Origin of the sequence: Mycolicibacter algericus DSM 45454 (assembly GCF_002086455.1) — a bacterium.
In the GTDB taxonomy this organism is placed as follows: Bacteria; Actinomycetota; Actinomycetes; order Mycobacteriales; family Mycobacteriaceae; genus Mycobacterium; species Mycobacterium algericum.
On record NZ_MVHC01000044.1, the window covers coordinates 1 to 21,617 of the forward strand.

Genomic DNA, 21,617 nt, shown 5'->3' on the forward strand with positions numbered 1-21,617 from the left:
CGAGGACGCCTTCTACGCTGGGCAACGGATCGACCAAACCCTGGTCGAAATCCAATAGCCCGAGCCTCCACCAGACCCACCAGACCCAGGGCGATTCACGGGCCGAACCACTAAGCCATTTGCAAGAACTCAGGTGGGCAGCAGCAACCGTGATGCACCGAATCGCACCGTGTGCACCGTCGGCTGCACCCGGGTGCCGCTGACCGGCGCCTCCCCGGTACCCAGGTTGGCTGCGTACCGGGGATGGCTGCCGCCGCCGATCAGTACCCGGATCCGCGAGCCTGCGGCGAAACGGTGTGCGATGGCGTCCATTTCGACGCGAACTCTTCCGGTGTGCTGCCGCAGCCGCCGGTAGCCGTCGGTGACATTCACCGAGCGGCCGCGGCCGTCGACCTCGCTGATCCGGACGAACAGGTCGACGTCAGCGATGTCCGAGCTGTGGTCCAACTCCAGCACCGGGACGCCGCACACGTCCAGGTCGTCGGTCAACGCTGTGCCGGTGAAGCTGAGCAGGTCGCGGCGACGGACCAGCCGCCTGTCATCGCGGTATCCGCCGGCAGCCGACAACAGCCGGCCCCCGATCGTGGGCGGCGGGTCGGTGGGGTCGAACCGGAATGAGACCGCCGAAGCGGCCTGGTCGGGTGCGGTCGCCGCGAGCGTGCCGCCGGGCTGCAGATACCAAGGTTGTGTGGCATTCCCCGGCGCCCAATCCGGCTGGTCACACCAGCCCCGGCCGGCCCGGAAGATCCGGACCCGGCTCGACCGCGGGGCCGTGGTCGAGCCGCGCAGATGGGTGTCCAGCCACTGCAACGACTCCGCGGTGACCCGACTCAGGCCGGCGGTCAGCATCTGGGTGTGCGTCCAGGGGCCGATAGTCATCGCCACGTCCACGTCGCGGTCGCGCAACGCGCGGTACTGCGCCAGTGTCTGCTCCAGGAACAGGTCCTGCCAGCCACCGAACAGCAGCACCGGAACCCGGGAGTGCTGCAGCGCCTCCGGGTGGCGCAGCGCGTCCCAGAACGGGTCGTCGGCCTCGGGGTGCTCGACCCACGATTCGTACCAGGGTGAGCCGGTGCCCAGCAGCGCCCGGCCCGCTGCTCCCAGCGGCAATGCGGCCGCGGCGCGCTTCACCCTGCGCTGGGCGGTCAGCTGATGAACTCCGGCACGAATCCGCGGGCGATCCTCCTGATGGGCCATCAGGTGGCTCCAGCCCAGAAAATCGTTGAGCGCGAAAGAGCCGGCGCCCCAGGTCGACTGGTACAGGTCGTGCGGCCCGACGGTGATGACGGCGGCGGCCAGTTCCGGTGGTGGGTCGGCTAGCAGCGCCCACTGGGTGAAACCCAGATACGAGAGCCCGATGGTGCCGAAGGAGCCGGTGAACCACGGCCTCGTCCGCAACCAGGCCACGGTGTCGGCGCCGTCGGCGGCCTCGTTGACCATCGGCTCGAACACCCCGCCCGACCCGAACGTGCCGCGCACACTCTGCAGGATGACCCGGTAGCCGCGCGCGGCGTACATCCGCCCGAAGACCACCGAGAACGGGAACCCTCTCCCGTAGGGGCAGCGGACCAGCAGGGTCCCCGCCACCTCACCGGTCGGCTGGTAGTGCGCGGCCACCAGGGTGACGCCGTCGCGCATCGGGATGTGCTCGCGGCGCACGGTGTAGCCGGTGGTGGGCGGGGGCACCCGCCGCAGTGCCCGAGAAAGGATGGCGTCGGTGAAGCGTGGGCTGCGGTTCACGCCGAGGTTCAGTATTTGTAGTGTGGCGCCAACTGCTGGGCGCGCATCAGGTTTTCCGAGGGGCAGTCCACGTCGGGGTTGGAGTACACCGGCGAGTAGTACAGCGACTGCTGAATCACCCCGTAGCTGGTTTTGAACGCCACCATGCACGAGAACCACCACCGGTTGTTCCACTCGGTGGGCTTCATAACCCAGTACTGCGCCGCACGATGGCCGTTGATGTCCATCTCGACCGCGTCGCGCGGGATGGTCTCGTCGTAGCTGCGCCACACGAACGTCTCGACGGCCATCTGGTAGTTGCCGGCGTCGAACTCGCAACGCACACCCTCCACCGGCTTCGGTGGGGTGAAGGCGAGCCCGAGCTGGGCGATGACGTCGTAGGGGATGTCCTCGCAGGCGTCGAAGGGACGCGGGTTGGTCAGGTTGACCGGCGAGGTGGGGGGCGGAGCCAGCGGCGCGGCGGTAGAGCGCAGCTGCACCCGGCCGATCCCGGCCGCGACGCCGCTGGGCGGGCTCTGTTGCCAGACCATGACGCCCGCCATCACCAAGGCGCTGAACGCGATGATCAGACGCAGTTTGGTGAGCATGCCACTCCTCGCTTCTGCCGGACTTCTGCCGGGAGTGTACAAGTTGGGGTAGCGGTCGCCGCGGGGAAAGCGAGAACACGTTCCAATTCGGCCTGCGCGGGCCCGCGGACGGCGCCGACTAGGCTGGATCTCCGTGACTACCCACTCGCCGAGGGCCTCGCACGGTCCGACCCTGTGGGCGATCTCCGATCTGCATACCGGCCACCTGGGCAACAAGCCCGTCACCGAGTCGCTGCATCCGGCCACCGGTGACGACTGGCTGATCGTCGCCGGCGACGTCGCAGAACGCACCGACGAAATCCGCTGGTCGCTGGATCTGCTGCGGAAACGGTTCGCCAAGGTGATCTGGGTGCCCGGCAATCACGAACTGTGGACCACCACCAAGGATCCGATGCAGGTGTTCGGGCGCTCGCGCTACGACTACCTGGTCGATATGTGCGATCAGATGGGTGTCATCACCCCCGAACACCCCTTCCCGGTCTGGACCGAGGAGGGGGGCCCGGCCACCATCGTGCCGATGTTTCTGCTGTACGACTACACCTTCTTGCCGGCCGGGGCGAGCGGCAAAGCCGAAGGGCTGGCGATCGCGCGGGAGAACAACGTGGTGGCCACCGACGAGTTCCTGCTGTCACCCGAGCCGTACGGCACCCGGGAGGCGTGGTGCCGTGACCGGGTCGCCGCTACCCGCAAACGCCTCGAAGATCTCGACTGGATGACACCGACCGTGCTGGTCAACCATTTCCCGATGGTTCGGCAGCCCTGTGACGCGCTGTTCTACCCGGAATTCTCGTTGTGGTGCGGCACCGTCGAGACCGCCGACTGGCACACCCGCTACAACGCGACCTGCTCGGTCTACGGTCACCTGCACATTCCGCGCACCACCTATTACGACGGGGTGCGCTTCGAAGAGGTTTCGGTGGGCTACCCGCGGGAGTGGCGGCGACGCCGGCCGCACCGCTGGTTGCGTCAGGTGTTACCCGACCCGCAGTATCCGCCCGGTTACCTCAACGAGTTCGGCGGCCACTTCACCATCACCGACGAGATGCGCGAGGCCGGCGCGAAGTTCGCCGAACGGCTCCGGCAGCGGCAGTCGCGATGAGCAGGCTGCTGGACACGGTGCTCGATCCCGCACCGTCGCTGGCCTGGGCCGAACGCTACGACGACCCGCCCGGGCTGGCGCCGCTGCCCGAGGAGGAACCACTGGTGGCTCGTTCGGTTGCCAAGCGCCGCAACGAGTTCGTCACCGCCCGCTACTGCGCCCGGCTGGCGCTCGAGGAGATCGGCCAGCCGCCGGTGCCGATCCTCAAGGGGGAGAAGGGCGAACCGTGCTGGCCCGACGGTGTCGTGGGCAGCCTCACGCACTGTGCGGGCTTCCGCGGTGCGGTGGTGGGTCGCGGTGCCGAGGTGCGGTCGGTGGGCATCGATGCCGAACCGCACGACGTGCTGCCCGACGGCGTACTGGACGCGGTCAGTCTGCCCGCCGAACGCGCCGAACTGGCCGCCCTGCCACGCGAACTGCACTGGGACCGGATCCTGTTCTGTGCCAAGGAAGCGACTTACAAGGCGTGGTTTCCGCTGACCAGGCGGTGGCTGGGTTTCGAGGATGCCCAGATCACGTTCGATTCCGAGGGCGGCTTCGTCTCCCGCATCCTCATCGACCCGGCGGCGCTGTCCGGTCCGCCGCTGACCGAGCTGCGCGGGCGGTGGTCGGTCACCGGCGGGCTGGTGCTGACCGCGATCGTGCTGTGAACGCCCAGCCGGGCCTGGTGATCGTCGACAAGCCGGCCGGAATCACCAGCCACGACGTGGTGTCCCGGTGCCGCAGATTCTTCGGTACCCGCAAGGTCGGTCACGCCGGCACCCTGGACCCGATGGCAACCGGGGTGCTGGTGATCGGCATCGACCGCGCCACCAAGATCCTGGGGTTGTTGACCACGTCGGCGAAGTCCTATGCCGCCACCATCCGGCTGGGCCAGACCACATCTACCGAGGACGCCGAAGGTGATGTGCTGCAGACGGTTTCAGCCGCCCACATCACCGATTCACAGATCGCCGAGGCGATCTCGGGGCTGCGTGGCGACATCGCCCAGGTTCCCTCGACGGTCAGCGCGATCAAAGTCGCGGGCAAGCGGTCTTACCAGCTGGCCCGCGAGGGGCGTGCGGTGGAGCTGCCCGCCCGGCCGGTGCGGGTCGACCGCTTCGAGGCGACCGGTGTCAGGCGAGCGGGTGACCTCATCGACCTGGACGTCGAGGTGGACTGTTCGGCGGGCACCTACATCCGCGCGCTGGCGCGCGACCTGGGTGACGAACTGGGGGTGGGTGGGCACCTGACGGCGCTGCGCCGCATCCGCGCGGGCAGCTTCGGTCTCGACCAGGCCCGCACCCTCGAGGAGCTGGGGGAGAACCCGCGGCTGAGCTACAGCCTGGATGAGGCCTGCCTGCAGACTTTTCCACGCCGCGCCCTGTCCGGCGACGAAGCCCTCGACGCCAGCCACGGCCGGCCGCTGACACCCGCCGGTATCGACGGCGTCTACGCGGCAGCCGCGCCCGACGGCCGGGTGATCGCGCTGCTGGAAGATTCCGGGTCCAAGACGAAGTCCGTGGTCGTCATCCGGCCGGCGACACTTTAAGCCGCCCCGACGACGTCGCGCAGGAACCCGCCCAGCTGTGCTCGCGCCCGGGCTTCCCGGCTGGTTAGACCACCCAGATCGCCTGCGCAGCAGGACTTCCCAGGTCGATCGCGGACTGCTCGCCGCCGCCGGGGGACTCGAGGGTTATCGAGATGATGCCGGCGAACTCCCGGCGAGTCAGCACCCGGACCCGGGCGTCGAGGCTGATGCCCACCCCGTCGAAGTACCGCAGCATCTCCGGGTCGGCATCGGAGATCCGGGCCACCGTCGCCGAGTCGCCGTCGGCGCACTCCCACAGCTGGCGCGCCGGGGGAGTGGGCACCTGGCCGTCGGCGGCCGGGATGGGGTCACCGTGCGGATCCCGCTGCGGGAACCCCAGCTTGGCGTCGATGCGCGCTATCAGCTCGTCGGAGACCGCATGCTCGAGCACCTCGGCCTCGTCGTGGACCTCGTCCCAGCTGTAGCCGAGTTCGCACACCAGGAAGGTCTCGATCAGGCGATGGCGCCGCACCATGCCGAGCGCGGCGCGGCGGCCCTCATCGGTCAGCGTCACCGCGCCGTACTTCTCATGGTCCACCAGGCCGGCGTCGGCGAGTTTGCGGATCGATTCCGAGGCGGTGCTCGCCGAGACACCGATCTTCTCCGCCAGCATCTTGGTGCTGACCTTGTCGGGTGACCATTCCTGCGCGGTCCAGATGACCTTCAGGTAGTCCTGGGCGACGGTAGTCAGCCCGTCCGACTGCTCCCAAGGGCTCACGGCACACAGTTTAGGCTTGCGGTTGTGCAACGGTGGCGGGGGCAGGACGAGATCCCCACAGACTGGGGCAGGTGCGTGCTCACCATCGGAGTGTTCGACGGTGTGCACCGTGGCCATGCCGAACTGATCGCGCACGCGGTGAAGGCCGGCAAGGCCCGCGGGGTGCCGACAGTGTTGATGACCTTCGATCCGCATCCGATGGAGGTTGTCTACCCGGGTAACCACCCGGCTCAGCTCACCACCTTGGCGCGCCGCGCCGAGCTGGTCGAGCAGGCCGGCGTGGACGTGTTCCTGGTCATTCCGTTCACCACCGACTTCATGAAGCTCACCCCGGACCGCTACATCCACGAACTGCTGGTCGAGCACCTGCACGTGGTGGAGGTGGTGGTCGGGGAGAACTTCACCTTCGGCCGCAAGGCGGCGGGCAACGTCGAGACGCTGCGCCGCGCCGGCGAACAGTTCGGGTTCGGTGTGCAATCGGTGTCGCTGGTGGCCGAGCGCGCCGACTCGGACGTGACGCAGCCGGTCACCTTCTCCTCGACCTATATCCGGTCATGCGTGGACGCCGGCGACGTCGTTGCGGCGGCCGAGGCTCTCGGGCGGCCGCACCGCGTCGAGGGACTGGTGGTGCGCGGCGACGGCCGCGGACGCGACCTGGGCTTCCCGACGGCCAACGTGGCGCCCTCGGCATATGCGGCCATTCCCGCCGACGGGGTGTATGCCGCGTGGTTCACCGTGCTGGGACACGGCCCGGTGCCGGGCACCGTCGTCGCCGGTCAGCGTTGCCGGGCCGCGGTGTCGGTGGGCACCAATCCGACCTTTTCCGGGCGGGCGCGCACCGTTGAGGCATTCGTGCTCGACCAAACCGCCGACCTGTACGGACAGCGGGTGGCCGTCGACTTCGTCAGCCGGATCCGCGGGCAGGAGAAGTTCGACGCCGTGGCGGATCTGGTGGCGGTGATGAACACCGACGTCGAGAAGACCCGCGACCTGCTCACCGGTGACTGACCGGTCGCCTGGCCCGAACGCGGATTGGGCTCAGCCGCCGCGCCGCTGCTAGACTCCCGGGTCGGCGAGCTGCAGTCCGCGGTGGCCGCCGTCATTTCATTCGCGGGACGCTATTGATGGAGATGTTTTCGTGGCGCTGACCGCCGAGCAGAAAAAAGAGATCCTGGGCAGCTACGGCCTGCACGAGACCGACACCGGATCGCCGGAGGCGCAGGTCGCGTTGCTGACCAAGCGGATCACCGATCTCACCGAGCACCTCAAGACCCACAAGCACGACCACCACTCCCGTCGTGGGCTGCTGCTGCTGGTCGGCCGGCGTCGTCGTCTGCTCAAGTACCTGGCCCAGGTCGATGTGGCCCGTTACCGCTCGCTCATCGAGCGCCTCGGTCTGCGTCGCTGACCTTCGGGGCGGCCACAACGCCGCCGTGTAGAGTGAGACCGTTCCGGGTTCCGCCCGGGCATCGGTGTGGCCCGCGCAGTCCGCGCGCGTCGCTCCGGCACGTCACGACGGGACACGTTCCCGCGATCAGCCAGACCTGAGTCGGGCGGTCTTCGGTAGTGGCAGCCGGGTCTGAACGTTCGTGCAGGATCCGGCCGCTTCGATCGACGACCGTAGCCGCATCCAGGTTCTTCGCTGGTCCATGTCTGGCGTCGCGAAACAACTGAACGAACCAGGAAGGCCGCACGGGCGTCCATGTCTGCAATTGAAGTTGAAGAAGGCGTTTTCGAGTCCACCGCCACCCTCGACAACGGGAGCTTCGGCACCCGCACCATTCGCTTCGAGACCGGCCGGCTGGCCCAGCAGGCCGCCGGGAGCGTCGTCGCCTACCTCGACGACGAGACCATGCTGTTGTCGGCGACCACCGCCAGCAAGGCTCCCAAAGACCACTTCGACTTCTTCCCGCTCACCGTCGACGTCGAGGAGCGGATGTATGCCGCCGGGCGGATCCCGGGGTCGTTCTTCCGCCGCGAGGGCCGGCCGTCCACCGACGCCATCCTGACCTGCCGGCTCACCGACCGCCCGCTGCGCCCCTCGTTCGTCGAGGGCCTGCGCAACGAGGTCCAGGTCGTGGTGACCGTACTGAGCCTGGACCCCAAGGACCTCTACGACGTGGTGGCGATCAACGCCGCGTCGGCCTCCACCCAGCTTGCCGGCCTGCCGTTCTCCGGCCCGGTCGGCGCGGCACGGGTGGCGCTCATCGACGGCAGCTGGGTGGCGTTCCCCACCGTCGAGCAGCTGGAGCGCGCGACCTTCGACATGGTGCTGGCCGGGCGTGCCGTCGAGGCCACCGGCGGGGGCACGGACGTCGCGATCATGATGGTCGAGGCGGAGGCCACCGACAACGTCATCGAGCTCATCGAAGCCGGCGCGCAGGCGCCCACCGAGGCCGTCGTGGCCGAGGGCCTGGAGGCGGCCAAGCCGTTCATCGCGGCGCTGTGCAAGGCCCAGCAGGAGCTGGCCGATGCTGCCGCCCGCCCGACCGCCGAGTACCCGCTGTTCCCGCCGTACGGTGACGACGTCTACTACTCGGTGGCGTCGGTTGCCACCGACGAGCTGGCCAAGGCGTTGACCATCGCCGGCAAGGCCGAGCGTGACGAGCGCACCGAGGAGATCAAGGCCGAGGTGGTCGCGCGGCTCGCCGAAACCTACGAGGGCCGCGAGAAGGAGATCAGCGCGGCCTACCGCAGCCTGACCAAGAAGCTGGTTCGGCAGCGGATTCTGACCGACCACTTCCGCATCGACGGCCGTGGCATCACCGACATCCGGGCGCTGTCGGCCGAGGTCGCGGTGATCCCGCGGGCGCACGGCAGCGCGCTGTTCGAGCGGGGCGAGACCCAGATCATGGGCGTGACCACGCTGGACATGATGAAGATGGCGCAGCAGATCGACTCGCTGGGGCCGGAGACCTCCAAGCGGTACATGCACCACTACAACTTCCCGCCGTACTCCACCGGTGAGACCGGCCGGGTCGGCTCGCCCAAGCGCCGCGAGATCGGCCACGGCGCGCTGGCGGAGCGGGCGCTGGTTCCGGTGCTGCCCAGCGTCGAGGAGTTCCCCTACGCCATCCGACAGGTGTCGGAAGCCTTGAGCTCCAACGGATCCACCTCGATGGGCTCGGTGTGCGCCTCCACGCTGGCGCTGCTCAACGCCGGGGTGCCGCTGAAGGCTCCGGTCGCCGGTATCGCGATGGGCCTGGTTTCCGATGATGTCGAGGTCGATGGGAAGACCGAGCGTCGCTTCGTCGCGCTCACCGACATCCTGGGCGCCGAGGACGCGTTCGGCGACATGGACTTCAAGGTGGCCGGCACCAAGGACTTCGTCACCGCACTGCAGCTCGACACCAAGCTCGACGGGATTCCGTCCCAGGTGCTGGCGGGTGCGCTGGCGCAAGCCAAAGATGCCCGGCTGACCATCCTGGAGGTGATGGCCGAGGCCATCGACGCCCCCGACGAGATGAGCCCCTACGCGCCGCGGGTCACCACCATCAAGGTTCCGGTGGACAAGATCGGCGAGGTGATCGGGCCCAAGGGCAAGATGATCAACTCGATCACCGAGGAGACCGGCGCCCAGATCTCCATCGAGGACGACGGCACCGTGTTCGTCGGCGCCACCGACGGTCCGTCGGCGCAGGCCGCGATCGACAAGATCAACGCGATCGCCAACCCGCAGCTGCCGAAGATCGGCGAGCGGTTCCTGGGCACCGTGGTCAAGACCACCGACTTCGGCGCGTTCGTGTCGCTGCTGCCGGGCCGCGATGGGCTGGTGCACATCTCCAAGCTCGGCAAGGGCAAGCGGGTCGCCAAGGTCGAGGATGTCGTCAAGGTCGGCGACAAGCTGCGGGTGGAGATCGCCGACATCGACAACCGCGGCAAGATCTCGCTGGTGCCCGTGGAAGATTCGGCTGAGTCGGCCGACTCAGGCCAGGGGTCCGCTCAGCCTGTCGATGCCGCGGCAACCGAGAGCTGACATCGCGCGCGCCACACTGCGACGCACCACCCTGCCGGGCGGGCTGCGGGTGGTCACCGAGTACCTCCCGGCGGTCCGTTCGGCATCGGTGGGCGTCTGGGTCGGTGTGGGGTCGCGCGATGAGGGCGCCACGGTGGCCGGGGCGGCCCACTTCCTGGAACACTTGCTGTTCAAGGCCACCCCGTCGCGCACCGCGGCCGGTATAGCCCAGGCGATGGATGCCGTCGGCGGAGAGCTCAATGCCTTCACCGGCAAGGAGCAAACCTGCTACTACGCCCACGTGCTCGACACCGACCTGGAGATGGCCGTCGCGCTGGTGAGCGACGTGGTGCTCAACGGATCCTGTGCGGCCGCCGACGTCGACCTCGAGCGCGACGTGGTGCTCGAGGAACTCGCGATGCGCGACGACGATCCCGAGGACGCGCTCGGTGATGTGTTCTTGTCGACGCTGTTCGGCGACCACCCGATCGGACGGCCGGTGATCGGCAATGTCGAGTCGGTGTCGATGATGACGGCCAAACAGCTGCGCTCGTTTCACCAGCGCCGCTACACACCCGAGCGGATGGTGGTGGCGGTGGCGGGCAATATCGACCACGACACGGTGGTGGCACTGGTGCGAGAACACTTCGGGCACCGGCTGATTCGTGGCCAGCGGCCCGCCGAACCGCGACGTGGCACCGCCCGGGTGCCCGGTGCCCCCGGGTTGACCTTGATCAATCGCGACGCCGATCAGACCCACATGTCGCTGGGTGTGCGGGTCCCGGGGCGCTACTGGCAGCACCGCCAAGCGCTGGCCGTGTTGAACACTGCTCTCGGTGGGGGCCTCAGTTCCCGGCTGTTCCAAGAGGTTCGGGAGTCCCGGGGGCTGGCGTACTCGATTTACTCGTCGGTGGACACCTTCGCCGACGCGGGTGCGCTGTCGGTCTACACCGCCTGCCAGCCGGAGCGGTTCGCCGAGGTGGCGGCCGTGACCGCCGAGGTGCTCGACTCGGTTGCTCGCGACGGGATCACCGCCGAGGAATGCCGGATCGCGAAGGGATCGCTGCGCGGCGGGCTGGTGCTCGGTCTGGAGGACTCGGGTTCGCGGATGAACCGGTTGGGCCGTACCGAACTGAACTACGGCCGGCACCGGCCCATCTCCCGCACGCTGCGGGAACTGTCCGCGGTCACCGTCGAGGAGGTCAACGCGGTGGCGAAGCGACTGTTGCACCGGCCCTACGGTGTCGCGGTTCTCGGTCCGTACCGGTCGAAAAGCTTGTTGCCGCGGCGACTGCGGGCGCTGGCCGGTTAATGGCAGGCTAGAGGGATGGTGTTCAGCTTCTCCGAACTCGCGATCCCGTTGGTCGGTGCTCCCATGGCCGGCGGTCCCAGCACGCCGGCGCTGGCCGCGGCGGTGTCTGCGGCCGGTGGCCTGGGATTCGTCGCCGGCGGGTACCGCACTCCGCAACAGTTGGCCGACGAGATCACCGCCGCACGCGACGCCACCACCGGACCGATCGGCGCCAATCTCTTTGTGCCCCAACCCAGCGGCGCCGACGTGGTGCTGCTCGACGACTACGCCGATCTGTTGGACCCACTGGCCGAACACTACGGTGTCGAGCTGGGCCGGCCCCGCTTCGGCGACGACGACTGCTGGCCGGAGAAGCTCGAGGTGATCGCCGACCTGCGGCCCACCGCGGTGTCGTTCACGTTCGGGACGCCTTCGCCCGACCAGCTGGAGAGACTGCGTGCGTTGCGCATCCTGACCATGGTCACGGTGACGTCGGCCTACGAGGCCGGCATCGCGGTGGCACACGGCGCCGAGGTGCTCGTGGTGCAGGGCCCCGATGCCGGTGGCCACCGCGGCACGTTCGCGCCCGACATGCAGCCGGGCAATGACAGCCTGGAGGATCTACTGGCCGAGATCGGCCATGCCCACAGCGATGTCCCGCTGGTGGCGGCCGGCGGTCTGGGCACCGCTGCCGCTGTGGCCGGGGTGTTGGGCCGCGGGGCGGTCGCCGCTCAAATCGGCACCGCACTGTTGCTGGCCGATGAGGCGGGCACCAACCCCACGCATCGTGCGGCGCTGACGAACCCGGAGTTCGGCAACACCACGGTGACGTGTGCGTTCTCCGGGCGTTACGCGCGGAGCCTGGAGAACGACTTCACTCGGGCCTTCGACAACGTGGCGCCGGTGGGATACCCCGAGATCAACCACATGACCACTCCCATCCGGGCGGCGGCGGTGGCGATGGACGACCCGCACGGCACCAGCCTGTGGGCCGGGACCGCATATCGCGCCGCCCGTTCGGGTCCGGCAGCCGACATCGTGGCCGGGTTGGCGTCGGGCTGACCTGGTCACCACATGGTCGACCGTCTTCCCTTGACGGCCTTGCGTTTGGCGTCCTCCTCGGATGCCTTGTGGTTTCGGGACCCGGCGCCGCCGCGCCCGTCCATCGCCATCAGCGGTGCGCCACCGAATAGCGGCATGCCGCTGAACATCCCGCCGGCGCGTTCGCCAGCGACGACGTTCGCGGTCGAGAACTCGGCTGCGGCCAGCCGCATTTCCGGGGCGGCTGTAGCCCAAGCCTTGGGAACCGACAAACCGCTGACCGAGGCCGCATTGCCGAGCCCCGCCGACAGCGGCGCCGATGACAGGGTGGCGGTGGCGCCCTCTACCGGTATCAGGCCCAATGGCAGACCCGCCGCAAAGGAGGTGGCCGACAACGCCTCCAAGCCGAACGGTGCCGGGAGCCCGGCAGCGCCAAGGATGTACTCCGGTATGAATGCGCCGATGATAGCGGCGAGCATGAAGGTCGAAACCGGAGCGGCACCCAACAGCCCGAGATCGGACAACAGGTCACCGATGACAGGAGGAAATACCGACTGCGCTGCGCCAGGCATCGCCTGCATCGCCTGGTTGACGGTGGCCTGCGCAGCACCCTGCCCCAACGCCTGGGCGGCCGCGGTGCCCTGCGTTGCCACGCCGGACGGGTTTGCGGTCTGCGGCGGCGCGGTGAACGGGACCATCTCCGATGCGACCTCCGCGGCCGCGGCATAGCCGTACATCGCGGCCGCGTCTTGCGCCCACATCTCGCCGTAGAGGGCCTCGGTGGCGGCGATGGCCGGGGCGTTCTGACCGAAGAAGTTCGTCGCGACCAGTGTGGCCAACTGCGCTCGGTTGGCGGCGATCGCCGGCGGGGGAACGGTCATGGCGAACGCACTCGAATGGGCCGTGGCCGCGGCCATCGCCTGGGCGCCGGTCAGTTCCGCCTGCTCGGCGGTGGCAGTGAGCCAGGTGGCATACGGTGCGGCCGCCGCCGCCATCTTCGTCGACGACACACCCAGCCATGCGCCGCTGGTCAGCTCGGTCACCACTGCCCGGTAGCTCGCGGCAGCGGTGTGCAGTTCGGCGGCCAGCTCGGTCCAGGCCGCCGAGGCAGCCACCAGCGACCCTGAACCGGGGCCGGCGTACATCCGTCCGGAGTTGACCTCCGGCGGTAGCGCTGCGAAATCCATTGGTGCGCCTCCTGCTCTACCCGGCCGCGACCGCGTTGGCGGCTTCAGCGGCGGCATAGGTGCTCGCGCTGCCATTGAGGGTCGCCACGAACATCTCGTGAATGGCGGCGGCTTGAGCACTGACCTGTTGATAGTGCTGTGCCTGGGTGGTGAAGCGTGCAGCCAGCATCGCCGAGATCTCGTCGGCGGCCGGGGGCAGCACGCCGGTCGTGGGAACTTGCGCTGCGGTGTTCTGGGAGGCGAGTGCGCCCCCGGTGCTCGACAAGCAGTCGGCGGCGGCCCGCAACGCTTCGGGATCTGCGGTGAGGAACGACAAGGGGCTCTCCTTAAAACAATGGCAGACAAGGCAAACGACCGGCTCGGAGCTGGACAGGTTGTGCCTCAACGTTTCCTGGCAACATCCGACACGTTTCCTGACGGTGTGGCTGAACTCCAAGCGGGTTAACAACCTCTTAACGTTCGCCGCGAGATATTTACAGAGCTGTCAATATCCCGGGTCTCGAGTAACGCGCCGGACACCTCCGCGGCGTTCTACGCGCTGACCGGTACCGGCGGTACCGCTATGATCGGACCCAAGCAACGAGCCAACGAGAACCGGCAACCTCTTAGACGTTTGCGGGGATCTTGTCGAGGACAATGACATCGAATATGGTTTTGTAAACGCGTCGGTGAAGGAGTTGCCATGCTTTCGGTTGATGACCGAGCCGCAGGCCCGCACGGTACTGGGGCGCAGGACCACGAGCGCATCGTGCTACAGGCCCGCGACGTCGCATTCGACTGGTCGGACCTGCCGGTGCACTATGTGCCCGGCGAGCCGTTCGCCACCCACTTCTGCAATGTGCTGCACCTGTTGTTGCCCGCCGGCGAGGAGTTCTTCGTCGAGGTGTTCAAGCAGGCCCTGCCGCTGATCAAAGACGACCAACTGCGCCTCGACGTCCAGGGATTCATCGGGCAGGAGGCCACCCATTCCCAGGCGCACGCCGGTGTTGTCGACCATCTCGCCGCCCGCGGCGTCGACATGGCCCCGTTCACCGCCCAGATCAAGTGGCTGTTCGACAAGTTGCTCGGTGACCGCCCGCACTGGAGCAAGCGCCGCCAGCAGCGCTGGCTGCTGGAACGCGTGTCGCTGATCGCCGCCGTCGAGCATTACACGGCGATTCTGGGCGAGTGGGTCCTCGACAGCCCGGCGCTGGATGAGTCCGGGGCGCACCCGGCGATGCTGGACATGCTTCGCTGGCACGGCGCCGAAGAGGTCGAGCACAAGGCCGTCGCCTTCGATGTGATGAAGCACCTGCGCGCCGGATACCTCCGGCAGGTCCGCACCCAGCTGATCGTCACGCCGCTGATGCTGTGGCTGTGGGTGCGCGGGCTGCGGTTCATGTACAAGGTGGACCCGGAATTGCCGGCGGGAGTCAAACCGCGCTGGCGGGACTGGTTTGTGGTGGCGCGCCGCGGGCTGGTTCCCGCTCCGTTCGAGTTCATGCCCGCCATCGCCTCCTACTATCGGCCGGGCTTCCATCCGGCGCAGCTCGGCGGGGTGGAGAAGGCGGTCAACTACCTGGCGGTGTCACCCGCCGCTCGCGCCACGCACTGACCGGTGTCTAGCCGGAAAGGACTGCAGTCGATGAACTCTCAGACCACCGTGACGGCAACCGACGGGGTGGCCCTGGCGGTGCACGCCTACACCGACGTCGACCCGCGGCGCCCCACCATCCTGGCCATCCACGGCTATCCGGACAACCACCACGTCTGGGACGGGGTGGCGCACAAGCTGCTGGAGAACCACCCGGGCAAATACAACGTTGTCGCCTACGACGTGCGCGGTGCGGGGGCGTCATCGCCGCCGGCGGACCGGTCGGGCTATCGGCTTCCCCAGCTGATCGCCGACGTCGGTGCGGTCATCGCGCATCTCGGGGTCGACGACGTCCATCTGCTGGGCCACGACTGGGGTTCGATCCAGGGCTGGGCGGCAGTGACGGATCCCGTCGTCGGGTCCAAAGTTGCTTCCTACACCTCGATTTCGGGGCCGCACCTGGATTACGCGGGCAAGTTCCTGCGATCGCCCCGCAACCCCCGGACGCTTCTCGCCGTCGCCCGGCAGGTGTTGGAGTCGGCTTACATCTGGCTGTTTTTGACCCCCCGGTTGCCGGAGGCGATCTTCCGGTCCGGTTTCGGCGGCAAACTCATCGCGACGCTGGAGCGCATCGGCCGCTCCGGTGCCAGCCCGTGGGAAACGCTGCGGGGCCAGAACGACTACCTCAACGGACTCAATCTCTACCGGGCGAACATGCCCAGGCCGCTGTTCAAACCGGCCACCCCGCTGCCCACCACCGACGTCGCCGTACAGGTGCTCGCGCCACGCCTGGACCTCTTCGTCAGCCCGGCCGTGCAGCGATTCACCGGCGCGATCCCGCCCCGACACCGGGTGCTCGACATCGACGGCGGGCACTGGGTGGTGACCGACCGCCCCGAGATCGTCGCCCGGCTCACCGACGAATGGGTGGAGCAGAACATGACGGGCAGCGCGGACACCCCCGACAGCGACATGCGGCAAAGCTGAGATGGCGCAGGAGATCTGGCGATCCCGCCCCGCTGACCTGTACGGCCGGCGTAAGCACGACCGGTTCTTCAACATGCTCTGGGGAGCGGTGACGATCTTCAGCGGGGTGTCCGGGCTGTCGCGCTGGAAGCCGTCGCGGGTGGTGCCCGTCTCGCGGACGATCGAGGCCGTCGTCACCAAGCGCGAGATGCTGACCCCGGACGTGGTGGCGCTGACGCTTGCCCAACCCGACGGCGGGCTGCTGCCGTCCTGGACCCCGGGCGGTCACATCGACGTGCAGTTGCCGTCGGGCCGTCGCCGGCAGTACTCGCTGTGCGGGGTGCCGGGCCGGCGCACCGAGTACCGCATAGCGGTGCGCCGACTCGACGACGGCGGCGGCGGGTCGGTGGAGATGCACGAGGCCTACGCGGTGGGCGACACGCTGGTTTTCGAGGGCCCCCGCAATGCGTTCTATCTCGGCACCGACGAGAGCGACGTGCTGTTCGTCATCGGCGGGATCGGGGTGACTCCGATGCTGCCGATGCTGCGCGAGGCCGCCCAGCGTCGAATCGACTGGCGCGCAGTGTATGCCGGCCGCAGTCGGGCCGACATGCCGTTGCTCGACGAGGTGCTGGCGGTAGACCCGGAGCGGGTCACGGTGTGGGCCGATGACGAGCGCGGCCGGTTCGCCAGCACCGCGGAACTGCTCGCCGGCGCCGGTCCGCGGACCGCGGTGTATGTGTGTGGCCCGACCGCGATGCTCGAAGCGGTGCGGGTCGCCCGAGACGAGCATGGCGCGGCTGTTCCAGCGCCGCTGCACTACGAGCGGTTCAGCCCGCCGCCGGTGGTCGACGGGGTGCCCTTCGAGCTGGAGTTGGCCCGGTCTGGCCGGCTGCTGCTGATCCCCGCGGACCGCTCGGCACTGGACCTGATGCTCGACGCTGACCCGACGACGCCATGCTCGTGCCGGCAGGGGTTCTGCGGAACCTGCAAGGTAAAGGTGGTCTCCGGTGACGTCGACCGGCGCGGCCGCACCTCCGAGGAGGCCGACGAGATGCTGGTCTGCGTATCGAGGGCCCGCGGCGGCCGGATCGTGATCGACGCTTGAGCGTCGGCGGCCCTAATACGCAGGCGGTTCGGGTCAAACCGCGGCGCTCGTCGCCGATCAGCCCCTAGACTGCCCGGATGTCCGGAGCCGGTCCGATCCATTCCGCAAGTCTGCCCGCCAAGCTCATTTTCGCGGTCGCGAACGCCGTCACGCCGCGCCTGGTGCGGCGACTGGTGTTGCACGCCGGCAGCGGGACGGTGGCCGGCCGGATGACGAAAATGGGCCGACGGATCAACACCATCGCCAAACTGCAACGGGTGCGGCCGTTCTTCGGTGTCGGCTTCACCCGCGGCGCCGGCGCAGACGTCCCCGTCGAGGTCGTCCGCCGAGTCGAGCGCTCCCGGCCGCTGGGCCAGGCGTTCACCGGCGGCGCGATCCTGTACTTCCATGGTGGTGGCTTCATCACCGGCGGTCTGGACACCCATCTGCATGTGGTGGCCAAACTCGCTCGCCGCACCCGGTTGCCGGTCGTACACGCCGACTATCGGCAATTCCCGCAGGTCACCGTCGACGGTTCGGTCGACGACTGCGTCGGCGCCTACCGCTGGCTGCTGAGCCAGGGCGCCGACCCGGCCAAGACGGTGCTCGCCGGGGACTCCGCCGGGGGATTTTTGGCGTTCGCGACGGCGCTGACCGGTCAACAGCGTGGCTTGCCCGCGCCGGCCGGGGTGATCGGGATCTCGGCGCTGCTGGAGTTGGACGGCGTGGCGCGCGATACCCACACGAACCAGAGCGCCGACGCATTCGGGATACCGGCGGTGCTGCCCGACCTCATCGACCTGGTGTGCCCCTCGGCGAAGCTGCGCCACGAACTGTCGCCGATCAACGGCCGGCTCGACACGATGCCACCGGCCCTGCTGATCGCGGCCGAGTCGGAGATCCTGCGCTGCGACGCCGAACGGCTGCATACCGCGCTGCAGCAACTGGGCCGGTCCAGCCGACTGGAGCTGTGGGCGCGGCAACTGCACGCATTCCCGGCGCTGTTCCCGTTCCTGCCGGACAGCCGGGCGGCGTTCGACCTGATGTGCCGCTTCGTGGCCGAACGTCTCGCGGAGGCCGACCGGCCCGGCGAGACCCGCCGGGAGGTGTCCTGAGGCCCACTGCCGCTAGGGTGGCAGCCATGCGGGTAGCAGTGCTGGGCGCCAGGGGCAAAGTCGGCGCCACCATGGTTGCGGCGGTGCGTGACGCCGATGATCTGACCCTGTCCGCCGAGGTCGACGCCGGCGACTCGCTGAGCCTGCTGACCGACGGTGACACCGAGGTCGTGATCGACTTCACCCACCCCGACGTCGTGATGGACAATCTGAAGTTCTTGATCGACAACGGCATCCACGCCGTAGTCGGCACCACGGGATTCACCGCGGAGCGGCTCGCGCAGGTGCGGTCCTGGCTGGAGGCCAAACCCGGTGCGGCGGTGCTGATCGCACCCAACTTCGCCATCGGTGCGGTGCTGTCGATGCATTTCGCGGTCCAGGCCGCCAAGTTCTTCGAATCGGTTGAGGTCATCGAGCTGCACCATCCACACAAGGCCGACGCACCGTCGGGTACCGCGACCCGAACCGCGGCGTTGATCGCCGAAGCCCGAAAAGGCCTACCGGCCAACCCCGATGCCACCAGCACCGGCATCCCGGGAGCCCGCGGCGCCGACGTGGACGGCGTCCCGGTGCATTCGGTACGGCTGGCCGGGCTGGTCGCCCATCAGGAAGTGCTGTTCGGCACCATGGGGGAGACGCTGACGATCCGGCACGACAGCATCGACCGGACGTCGTTCGTTCCCGGGGTGCTGTTGGCGGTGCGCCGCGTCGCCGGCTTTCCCGGGCTGACGATCGGCATCGAACCCCTCCTCGACCTGAACTAGCCGTGGTCAAGGTGTCGGCGGCCGCGCGAACGAAGGCGCTCATCGCCTTCATGTGCCTGGCGTTGCTGATGTATCTGGTGTTTCTGGGCCGGACCGCGGTGCTGCTCATCGCTTCCGGCTCGGCGCCGGCGATCGGGATGGGGCTGGCGCTGCTGATCATGCCGTTCATCGGCCTGTGGGCAATGATCGCCACGTTGCGCGACGGATTCGCCCACCAGCGGTTGGCGCGGCTGATCGCCGCCGACGGGATGGAACTCGACGCCGGCGCGCTGCCGCGACGCCCGTCCGGCCGCATCGAACGTGACGCGGCCGATGCGCTGTTCCGGACGGTTCGCGACGAACTCGATGCCGAGCCCGACGACTGGCGGCGCTGGTACCGGCTGGCCCGGGCCTACGAGTTCGCCGGGGACCGTCGCCGGGCGCGGGAGGCGATGAAGACGGCGGTCCGATTGCAGGAGAGCCGATGAGCAAGACGCTGCTGGTGGTCCACCACACACCTTCGCCCTACTGTCAGGCGATGTTCGAGGCCGTCGTGTCGGGTGCGAGCGATCCGGAGATCGAAGGCGTGGAGGTGGTGCGGCGGGCGGCGCTGTCGGTGTCGCCGACCGACATGCTCTCCGCCGACGGCTACCTGCTGGGCAGCCCGGCCAACCTGGGTTATCTCAGCGGCGCTCTCAAGCACGCGTTCGACGTGTGTTACTACCCGATTCTGGATTCCACCCGCGGCCGGCCCTTCGGTCTCTATCTGCACGGCAACGAAGGCACCGAGGGAGCCGAACGCGCCGTCGACTCCATCACGACGGGCCTGGGATGGCTCAAAGCCGCCGACTACGTCGTCGTCTCCGGCAAGCCCGGCAAGGACGAACTGGAAGCGTGCTGGGAGCTCGGCGCGACAGTGGCCGCGATGTTGATGGACTGAGCACCGCTACGGGCCGATGTGGGTCTCCGGTTGGTAGAACGAATGGAACGGATACTGCCGGCCCAGCGGCCCCATCTGGTGGCAGTCTTGCTGCGACGGCGGTGATTTCGGCGGTTCGTAGTAGTAGATCACGCACCGTTGCCAACTGCCGTCGGGCTGAATCGGTCCATCGCACTTCTGGGCGGTGGAGAAGAACAGCAGTGGGTTGTCTTGACAACCGGCATGGGCGTGCGGCGCCGAGCCGATCCCCAACCCGGCCATCATGCCGGTGGCTACCATCATGGCGGCCAGAACCCCGGTGAGGTATCGCGTCACGGCCGTCTCCTTCCCGCCCGGCGTGCTGCGGAGAGATTAGCCCGGATGGCGCCGGAGTTTGCCCGGTTTGTGGTCGCGGTTTGCACGCAGTTTTCAGGGTCGGAGGATAAGCTGCGATGCCGTGACTCAACCAAACGACACCGCGTCCACTACGGACCTGCTGGCGCGCACCCTGGAGTCAGTGCGCACCGCCTACGAGGACATCGCGGAACTGGCCAAGCACCACAGCGGCATTCATGCCGTGGCGCAGACGGCGAGGGGCACCGCGCTGATCCACGACCTGCGCAAGCAACTCGACGAGCTCGACAAGGTGCTGCCCTTCAAGAGCTGAGGCATCTCCGGCCGTCGCTAGGGCGGCGGTTTATCGAGTTGGCCGAGGTTGCGGGCGCGTTCGGCCTGGATGCAGCCCAGCCGGTCCCGGGCACGGGTGCGCCGGCGGAACAGTCCTCAAAACCCCGCGGCCCGGCCAGTTCGGCGGGGTGTTCCACGCCCACGTGCAAGACCCCAACGGACTGATCTGGGAGATCGCCCATAACCCGGCCTGGCGAATCGGCCCGGACGGCACCGTGCAACTGGGCCAGACGTCGTAGGGTGACGCGGGGAGACAGCGTGAAAGGACCGCCACGACGATGCCCTCTCTGTTGAGCATGACGCTGGGCGCGGCACCGGTCTTCGGTGGCGCCTTGCTGACCGCGGCGGCCGGGCAGCTGCGGGGCCCGGACCCGCGCAACCTCATCAAACAGGATCTCGACCTGCTCGACCGCATTCCGGCCGAACAGGCCGAACGGCGGGCCGACCTGCAACGCACCATCGACGAGCGCATCGACGACCTGGTCGCCGCGTTCGATCGGAGCCGGGCGCTGCGGGCCGCGGCGATCTCTTATCAGGGCAACTGGCGCGACGTGGTGCTGTTTGTGTGCTCGGTGCTGTTCACCTATGTCTGGTGGCACATCGACCATGAGCGCGGCAATTGGTTGCCGTTGTTCGTCGTGCTGATCCTGGCGTGCGTCATGACGGCGGTCTACGCGCTGCGCGGCACGATGCGAGCCCTGGCGAGCGCACGACGGCGCCGGTCATGACCGGCATCGTCGAGATTTCGCGGCGGCGCAACCCCTTTCCGGCGACCGGGGTGATCCGCGACCGCAACGGCGTCGCGCACTACCAGCAGCTGCCCACCACTCTGCTCGACGTGCTGGCCGAGCAGGCCCAGCGCCGGCCGGACACCGAGGCCGTCGTCGAACTGGGAGCCGGCGCGTTGACCTACCGGCAGGTGTGGCAGCGCGCGGCGCGGGTTGCCGGCGGGCTGCGCGCTGACGGGCTGGTACGCGGCGACCGGGTGGGGCTGCGTTATCCGGCGGGGCTGAACTGGGTGCTGGCGTTCTGGGGAACCCTGCTGGCCGGTGGCATCCCGGTGGCAGTCAACACCCGTTCGGCCGCACCGGAGGTCGACTTCGTGCTCAGCGACGCCGGGGTCCGGGTGGACCTGGCGCCGGGCACCGCGCTGCCCGACGGCAAACCGTACGTGGTGGACGGTGTCGAGGCGGGCGACATCGCGGCGCTGTTCTACACCTCGGGCACCACCGGGCGTCCCAAGGGGGTGCCGACCACACACGAGTGTCCTGAGTCATTAATTCGTCGGCAGTAGTTGGCGATGGATTCCAGGATTTGGTCGGCGGTTTTGGTCCAGACG

The 21,617-nt window shown here is 68.5% G+C and carries 23 protein-coding genes and 2 pseudogenes; 19 read left to right on the forward strand and 6 right to left on the reverse strand.

What is annotated here, in order from left to right; all coding sequences use genetic code 11:
* Window positions 1-129: 129 nt before the first annotated feature.
* Both BST10_RS20895 and BST10_RS20900 read right to left on the reverse strand, forming a co-directional pair.
* Window positions 130-1,740 carry a CocE/NonD family hydrolase gene (locus tag BST10_RS20895; RefSeq protein WP_109559604.1) on the reverse strand — a complete coding sequence of 537 codons (1,611 nt, stop codon included), beginning with the start codon at window positions 1,738-1,740 and terminating at the stop codon, window positions 130-132.
* An 8-nt stretch (window positions 1,741-1,748) separates the two neighbouring features.
* A complete protein-coding gene (locus BST10_RS20900; RefSeq protein ID WP_083040457.1) occupies window positions 1,749-2,327 on the reverse strand; it encodes a DUF3558 domain-containing protein in 579 nt (192 codons plus the stop codon).
* Between the two features lie 127 nt (window positions 2,328-2,454).
* On the opposite strand from BST10_RS20900, the gene BST10_RS20905 reads away from it, so the two are divergent.
* The 3 genes from BST10_RS20905 to truB are packed head-to-tail and all read left to right on the forward strand — an operon-like array spanning window position 2,455 to window position 4,957.
* Window positions 2,455-3,426: a metallophosphoesterase family protein gene (locus tag BST10_RS20905; RefSeq protein ID WP_205277475.1), complete on the forward strand. Its 972-nt coding sequence runs from the start codon at window positions 2,455-2,457 to the stop codon at window positions 3,424-3,426.
* Entirely contained in the window at window positions 3,423-4,076 is a 654-nt protein-coding gene (gene pptT, locus BST10_RS20910; protein WP_083040461.1) for a 4'-phosphopantetheinyl transferase PptT, read from the forward strand. Before BST10_RS20905 ends, pptT begins: the two co-directional genes overlap by 4 nt.
* Entirely contained in the window at window positions 4,073-4,957 is an 885-nt protein-coding gene (gene truB, locus BST10_RS20915; RefSeq protein ID WP_083040463.1) for a tRNA pseudouridine(55) synthase TruB, read from the forward strand. The genes pptT and truB overlap by 4 nt, the downstream gene beginning before the upstream one ends.
* 64 nt (window positions 4,958-5,021) lie before the next feature.
* Here the strand turns inward: truB and mntR are convergent, their stop codons facing one another.
* Window positions 5,022-5,714: a manganese-binding transcriptional regulator MntR gene (mntR, locus tag BST10_RS20920; RefSeq protein ID WP_083040465.1), complete on the reverse strand. Its 693-nt coding sequence runs from the start codon at window positions 5,712-5,714 to the stop codon at window positions 5,022-5,024.
* Window positions 5,715-5,738: 24 nt separating this feature from the next.
* Here mntR and BST10_RS20925 point away from each other — a divergent pair, with 24 nt between their 5' ends.
* From BST10_RS20925 to BST10_RS20945, 5 genes are all read left to right on the forward strand, one after another.
* Window positions 5,739-6,722: a bifunctional riboflavin kinase/FAD synthetase gene (locus BST10_RS20925; protein WP_041318200.1), complete on the forward strand. Its 984-nt coding sequence runs from the start codon at window positions 5,739-5,741 to the stop codon at window positions 6,720-6,722.
* Between the two features lie 130 nt (window positions 6,723-6,852).
* A complete protein-coding gene (rpsO, locus tag BST10_RS20930) occupies window positions 6,853-7,122 on the forward strand; it encodes a 30S ribosomal protein S15 (RefSeq protein ID WP_013829467.1) in 270 nt (89 codons plus the stop codon).
* A gap of 294 nt (window positions 7,123-7,416) precedes the next feature.
* Complete coding sequence (locus BST10_RS20935; protein ID WP_083040468.1) at window positions 7,417-9,690, forward strand: polyribonucleotide nucleotidyltransferase; 2,274 nt, start codon at window positions 7,417-7,419, stop codon at window positions 9,688-9,690.
* Window positions 9,668-10,981: a M16 family metallopeptidase gene (locus BST10_RS20940; protein WP_013829464.1), complete on the forward strand. Its 1,314-nt coding sequence runs from the start codon at window positions 9,668-9,670 to the stop codon at window positions 10,979-10,981. The genes BST10_RS20935 and BST10_RS20940 overlap by 23 nt, the downstream gene beginning before the upstream one ends.
* A gap of 15 nt (window positions 10,982-10,996) precedes the next feature.
* On the forward strand, window positions 10,997-12,022 hold the full coding sequence (locus BST10_RS20945; protein WP_083040470.1) for a nitronate monooxygenase: 1,026 nt from the start codon (window positions 10,997-10,999) through the stop codon (window positions 12,020-12,022).
* A gap of 5 nt (window positions 12,023-12,027) precedes the next feature.
* On the opposite strand, the gene BST10_RS20950 is transcribed toward BST10_RS20945, so the two are convergent.
* Both BST10_RS20950 and BST10_RS20955 read right to left on the reverse strand, forming a co-directional pair.
* Window positions 12,028-13,188, reverse strand: coding sequence for a PPE family protein (locus tag BST10_RS20950; protein WP_013829462.1), 1,161 nt, complete (start codon window positions 13,186-13,188; stop codon window positions 12,028-12,030).
* A gap of 16 nt (window positions 13,189-13,204) precedes the next feature.
* A complete protein-coding gene (locus BST10_RS20955; RefSeq protein WP_013829461.1) occupies window positions 13,205-13,504 on the reverse strand; it encodes a PE family protein in 300 nt (99 codons plus the stop codon).
* Between the two features lie 366 nt (window positions 13,505-13,870).
* On the opposite strand from BST10_RS20955, the gene BST10_RS20960 reads away from it, so the two are divergent.
* The 7 genes from BST10_RS20960 (at window position 13,871) to BST10_RS20990 (ending at window position 19,612) form a co-directional block, all read left to right on the forward strand.
* Window positions 13,871-14,782, forward strand: coding sequence for a metal-dependent hydrolase (locus BST10_RS20960; protein WP_083040472.1), 912 nt, complete (start codon window positions 13,871-13,873; stop codon window positions 14,780-14,782).
* 30 nt (window positions 14,783-14,812) lie between these two features.
* A complete protein-coding gene (locus tag BST10_RS20965; protein ID WP_371869124.1) occupies window positions 14,813-15,748 on the forward strand; it encodes an alpha/beta fold hydrolase in 936 nt (311 codons plus the stop codon).
* A gap of 1 nt (window position 15,749) precedes the next feature.
* On the forward strand, window positions 15,750-16,835 hold the full coding sequence (locus tag BST10_RS20970) for a PDR/VanB family oxidoreductase (RefSeq protein ID WP_083040474.1): 1,086 nt from the start codon (window positions 15,750-15,752) through the stop codon (window positions 16,833-16,835).
* Window positions 16,836-16,912: 77 nt separating this feature from the next.
* On the forward strand, window positions 16,913-17,929 hold the full coding sequence (locus BST10_RS20975) for an alpha/beta hydrolase (RefSeq protein ID WP_083040476.1): 1,017 nt from the start codon (window positions 16,913-16,915) through the stop codon (window positions 17,927-17,929).
* Between the two features lie 26 nt (window positions 17,930-17,955).
* Window positions 17,956-18,693, forward strand: a complete 738-nt coding sequence (dapB, locus tag BST10_RS20980; RefSeq protein WP_083040478.1) for a 4-hydroxy-tetrahydrodipicolinate reductase — start codon at window positions 17,956-17,958, stop codon at window positions 18,691-18,693.
* Window positions 18,694-18,743: 50 nt separating this feature from the next.
* Window positions 18,744-19,160, forward strand: coding sequence for a hypothetical protein (locus tag BST10_RS20985; RefSeq protein WP_275987122.1), 417 nt, complete (start codon window positions 18,744-18,746; stop codon window positions 19,158-19,160).
* On the forward strand, window positions 19,157-19,612 hold the full coding sequence (locus BST10_RS20990) for a flavodoxin family protein (protein WP_083040480.1): 456 nt from the start codon (window positions 19,157-19,159) through the stop codon (window positions 19,610-19,612). The genes BST10_RS20985 and BST10_RS20990 overlap by 4 nt, the downstream gene beginning before the upstream one ends.
* Before the next feature lie 6 nt (window positions 19,613-19,618).
* Here the strand turns inward: BST10_RS20990 and BST10_RS20995 are convergent, their stop codons facing one another.
* On the reverse strand, window positions 19,619-19,927 hold the full coding sequence (locus BST10_RS20995; protein WP_013829453.1) for a CDGP domain-containing protein: 309 nt from the start codon (window positions 19,925-19,927) through the stop codon (window positions 19,619-19,621).
* A gap of 121 nt (window positions 19,928-20,048) precedes the next feature.
* Here BST10_RS20995 and BST10_RS21000 point away from each other — a divergent pair, with 121 nt between their 5' ends.
* From BST10_RS21000 to BST10_RS21015, 4 genes and pseudogenes are all read left to right on the forward strand, one after another.
* Window positions 20,049-20,258 (forward strand): hypothetical protein, encoded by a 210-nt coding sequence (locus BST10_RS21000; protein ID WP_083040482.1) that lies wholly within the window; start codon window positions 20,049-20,051, stop codon window positions 20,256-20,258.
* 100 nt (window positions 20,259-20,358) lie between these two features.
* Window positions 20,359-20,517, forward strand: a pseudogene (locus tag BST10_RS21005) (VOC family protein); the annotation flags it as partial.
* Between the two features lie 39 nt (window positions 20,518-20,556).
* Window positions 20,557-21,006, forward strand: coding sequence for a hypothetical protein (locus BST10_RS21010; RefSeq protein WP_083040484.1), 450 nt, complete (start codon window positions 20,557-20,559; stop codon window positions 21,004-21,006).
* Window positions 21,003-21,542 (forward strand): annotated as a pseudogene (locus BST10_RS21015) (AMP-binding protein); the annotation flags it as partial. The gene BST10_RS21010 and the pseudogene BST10_RS21015, both read left to right, overlap by 4 nt.
* Window positions 21,543-21,617 lie beyond the last annotated feature (75 nt).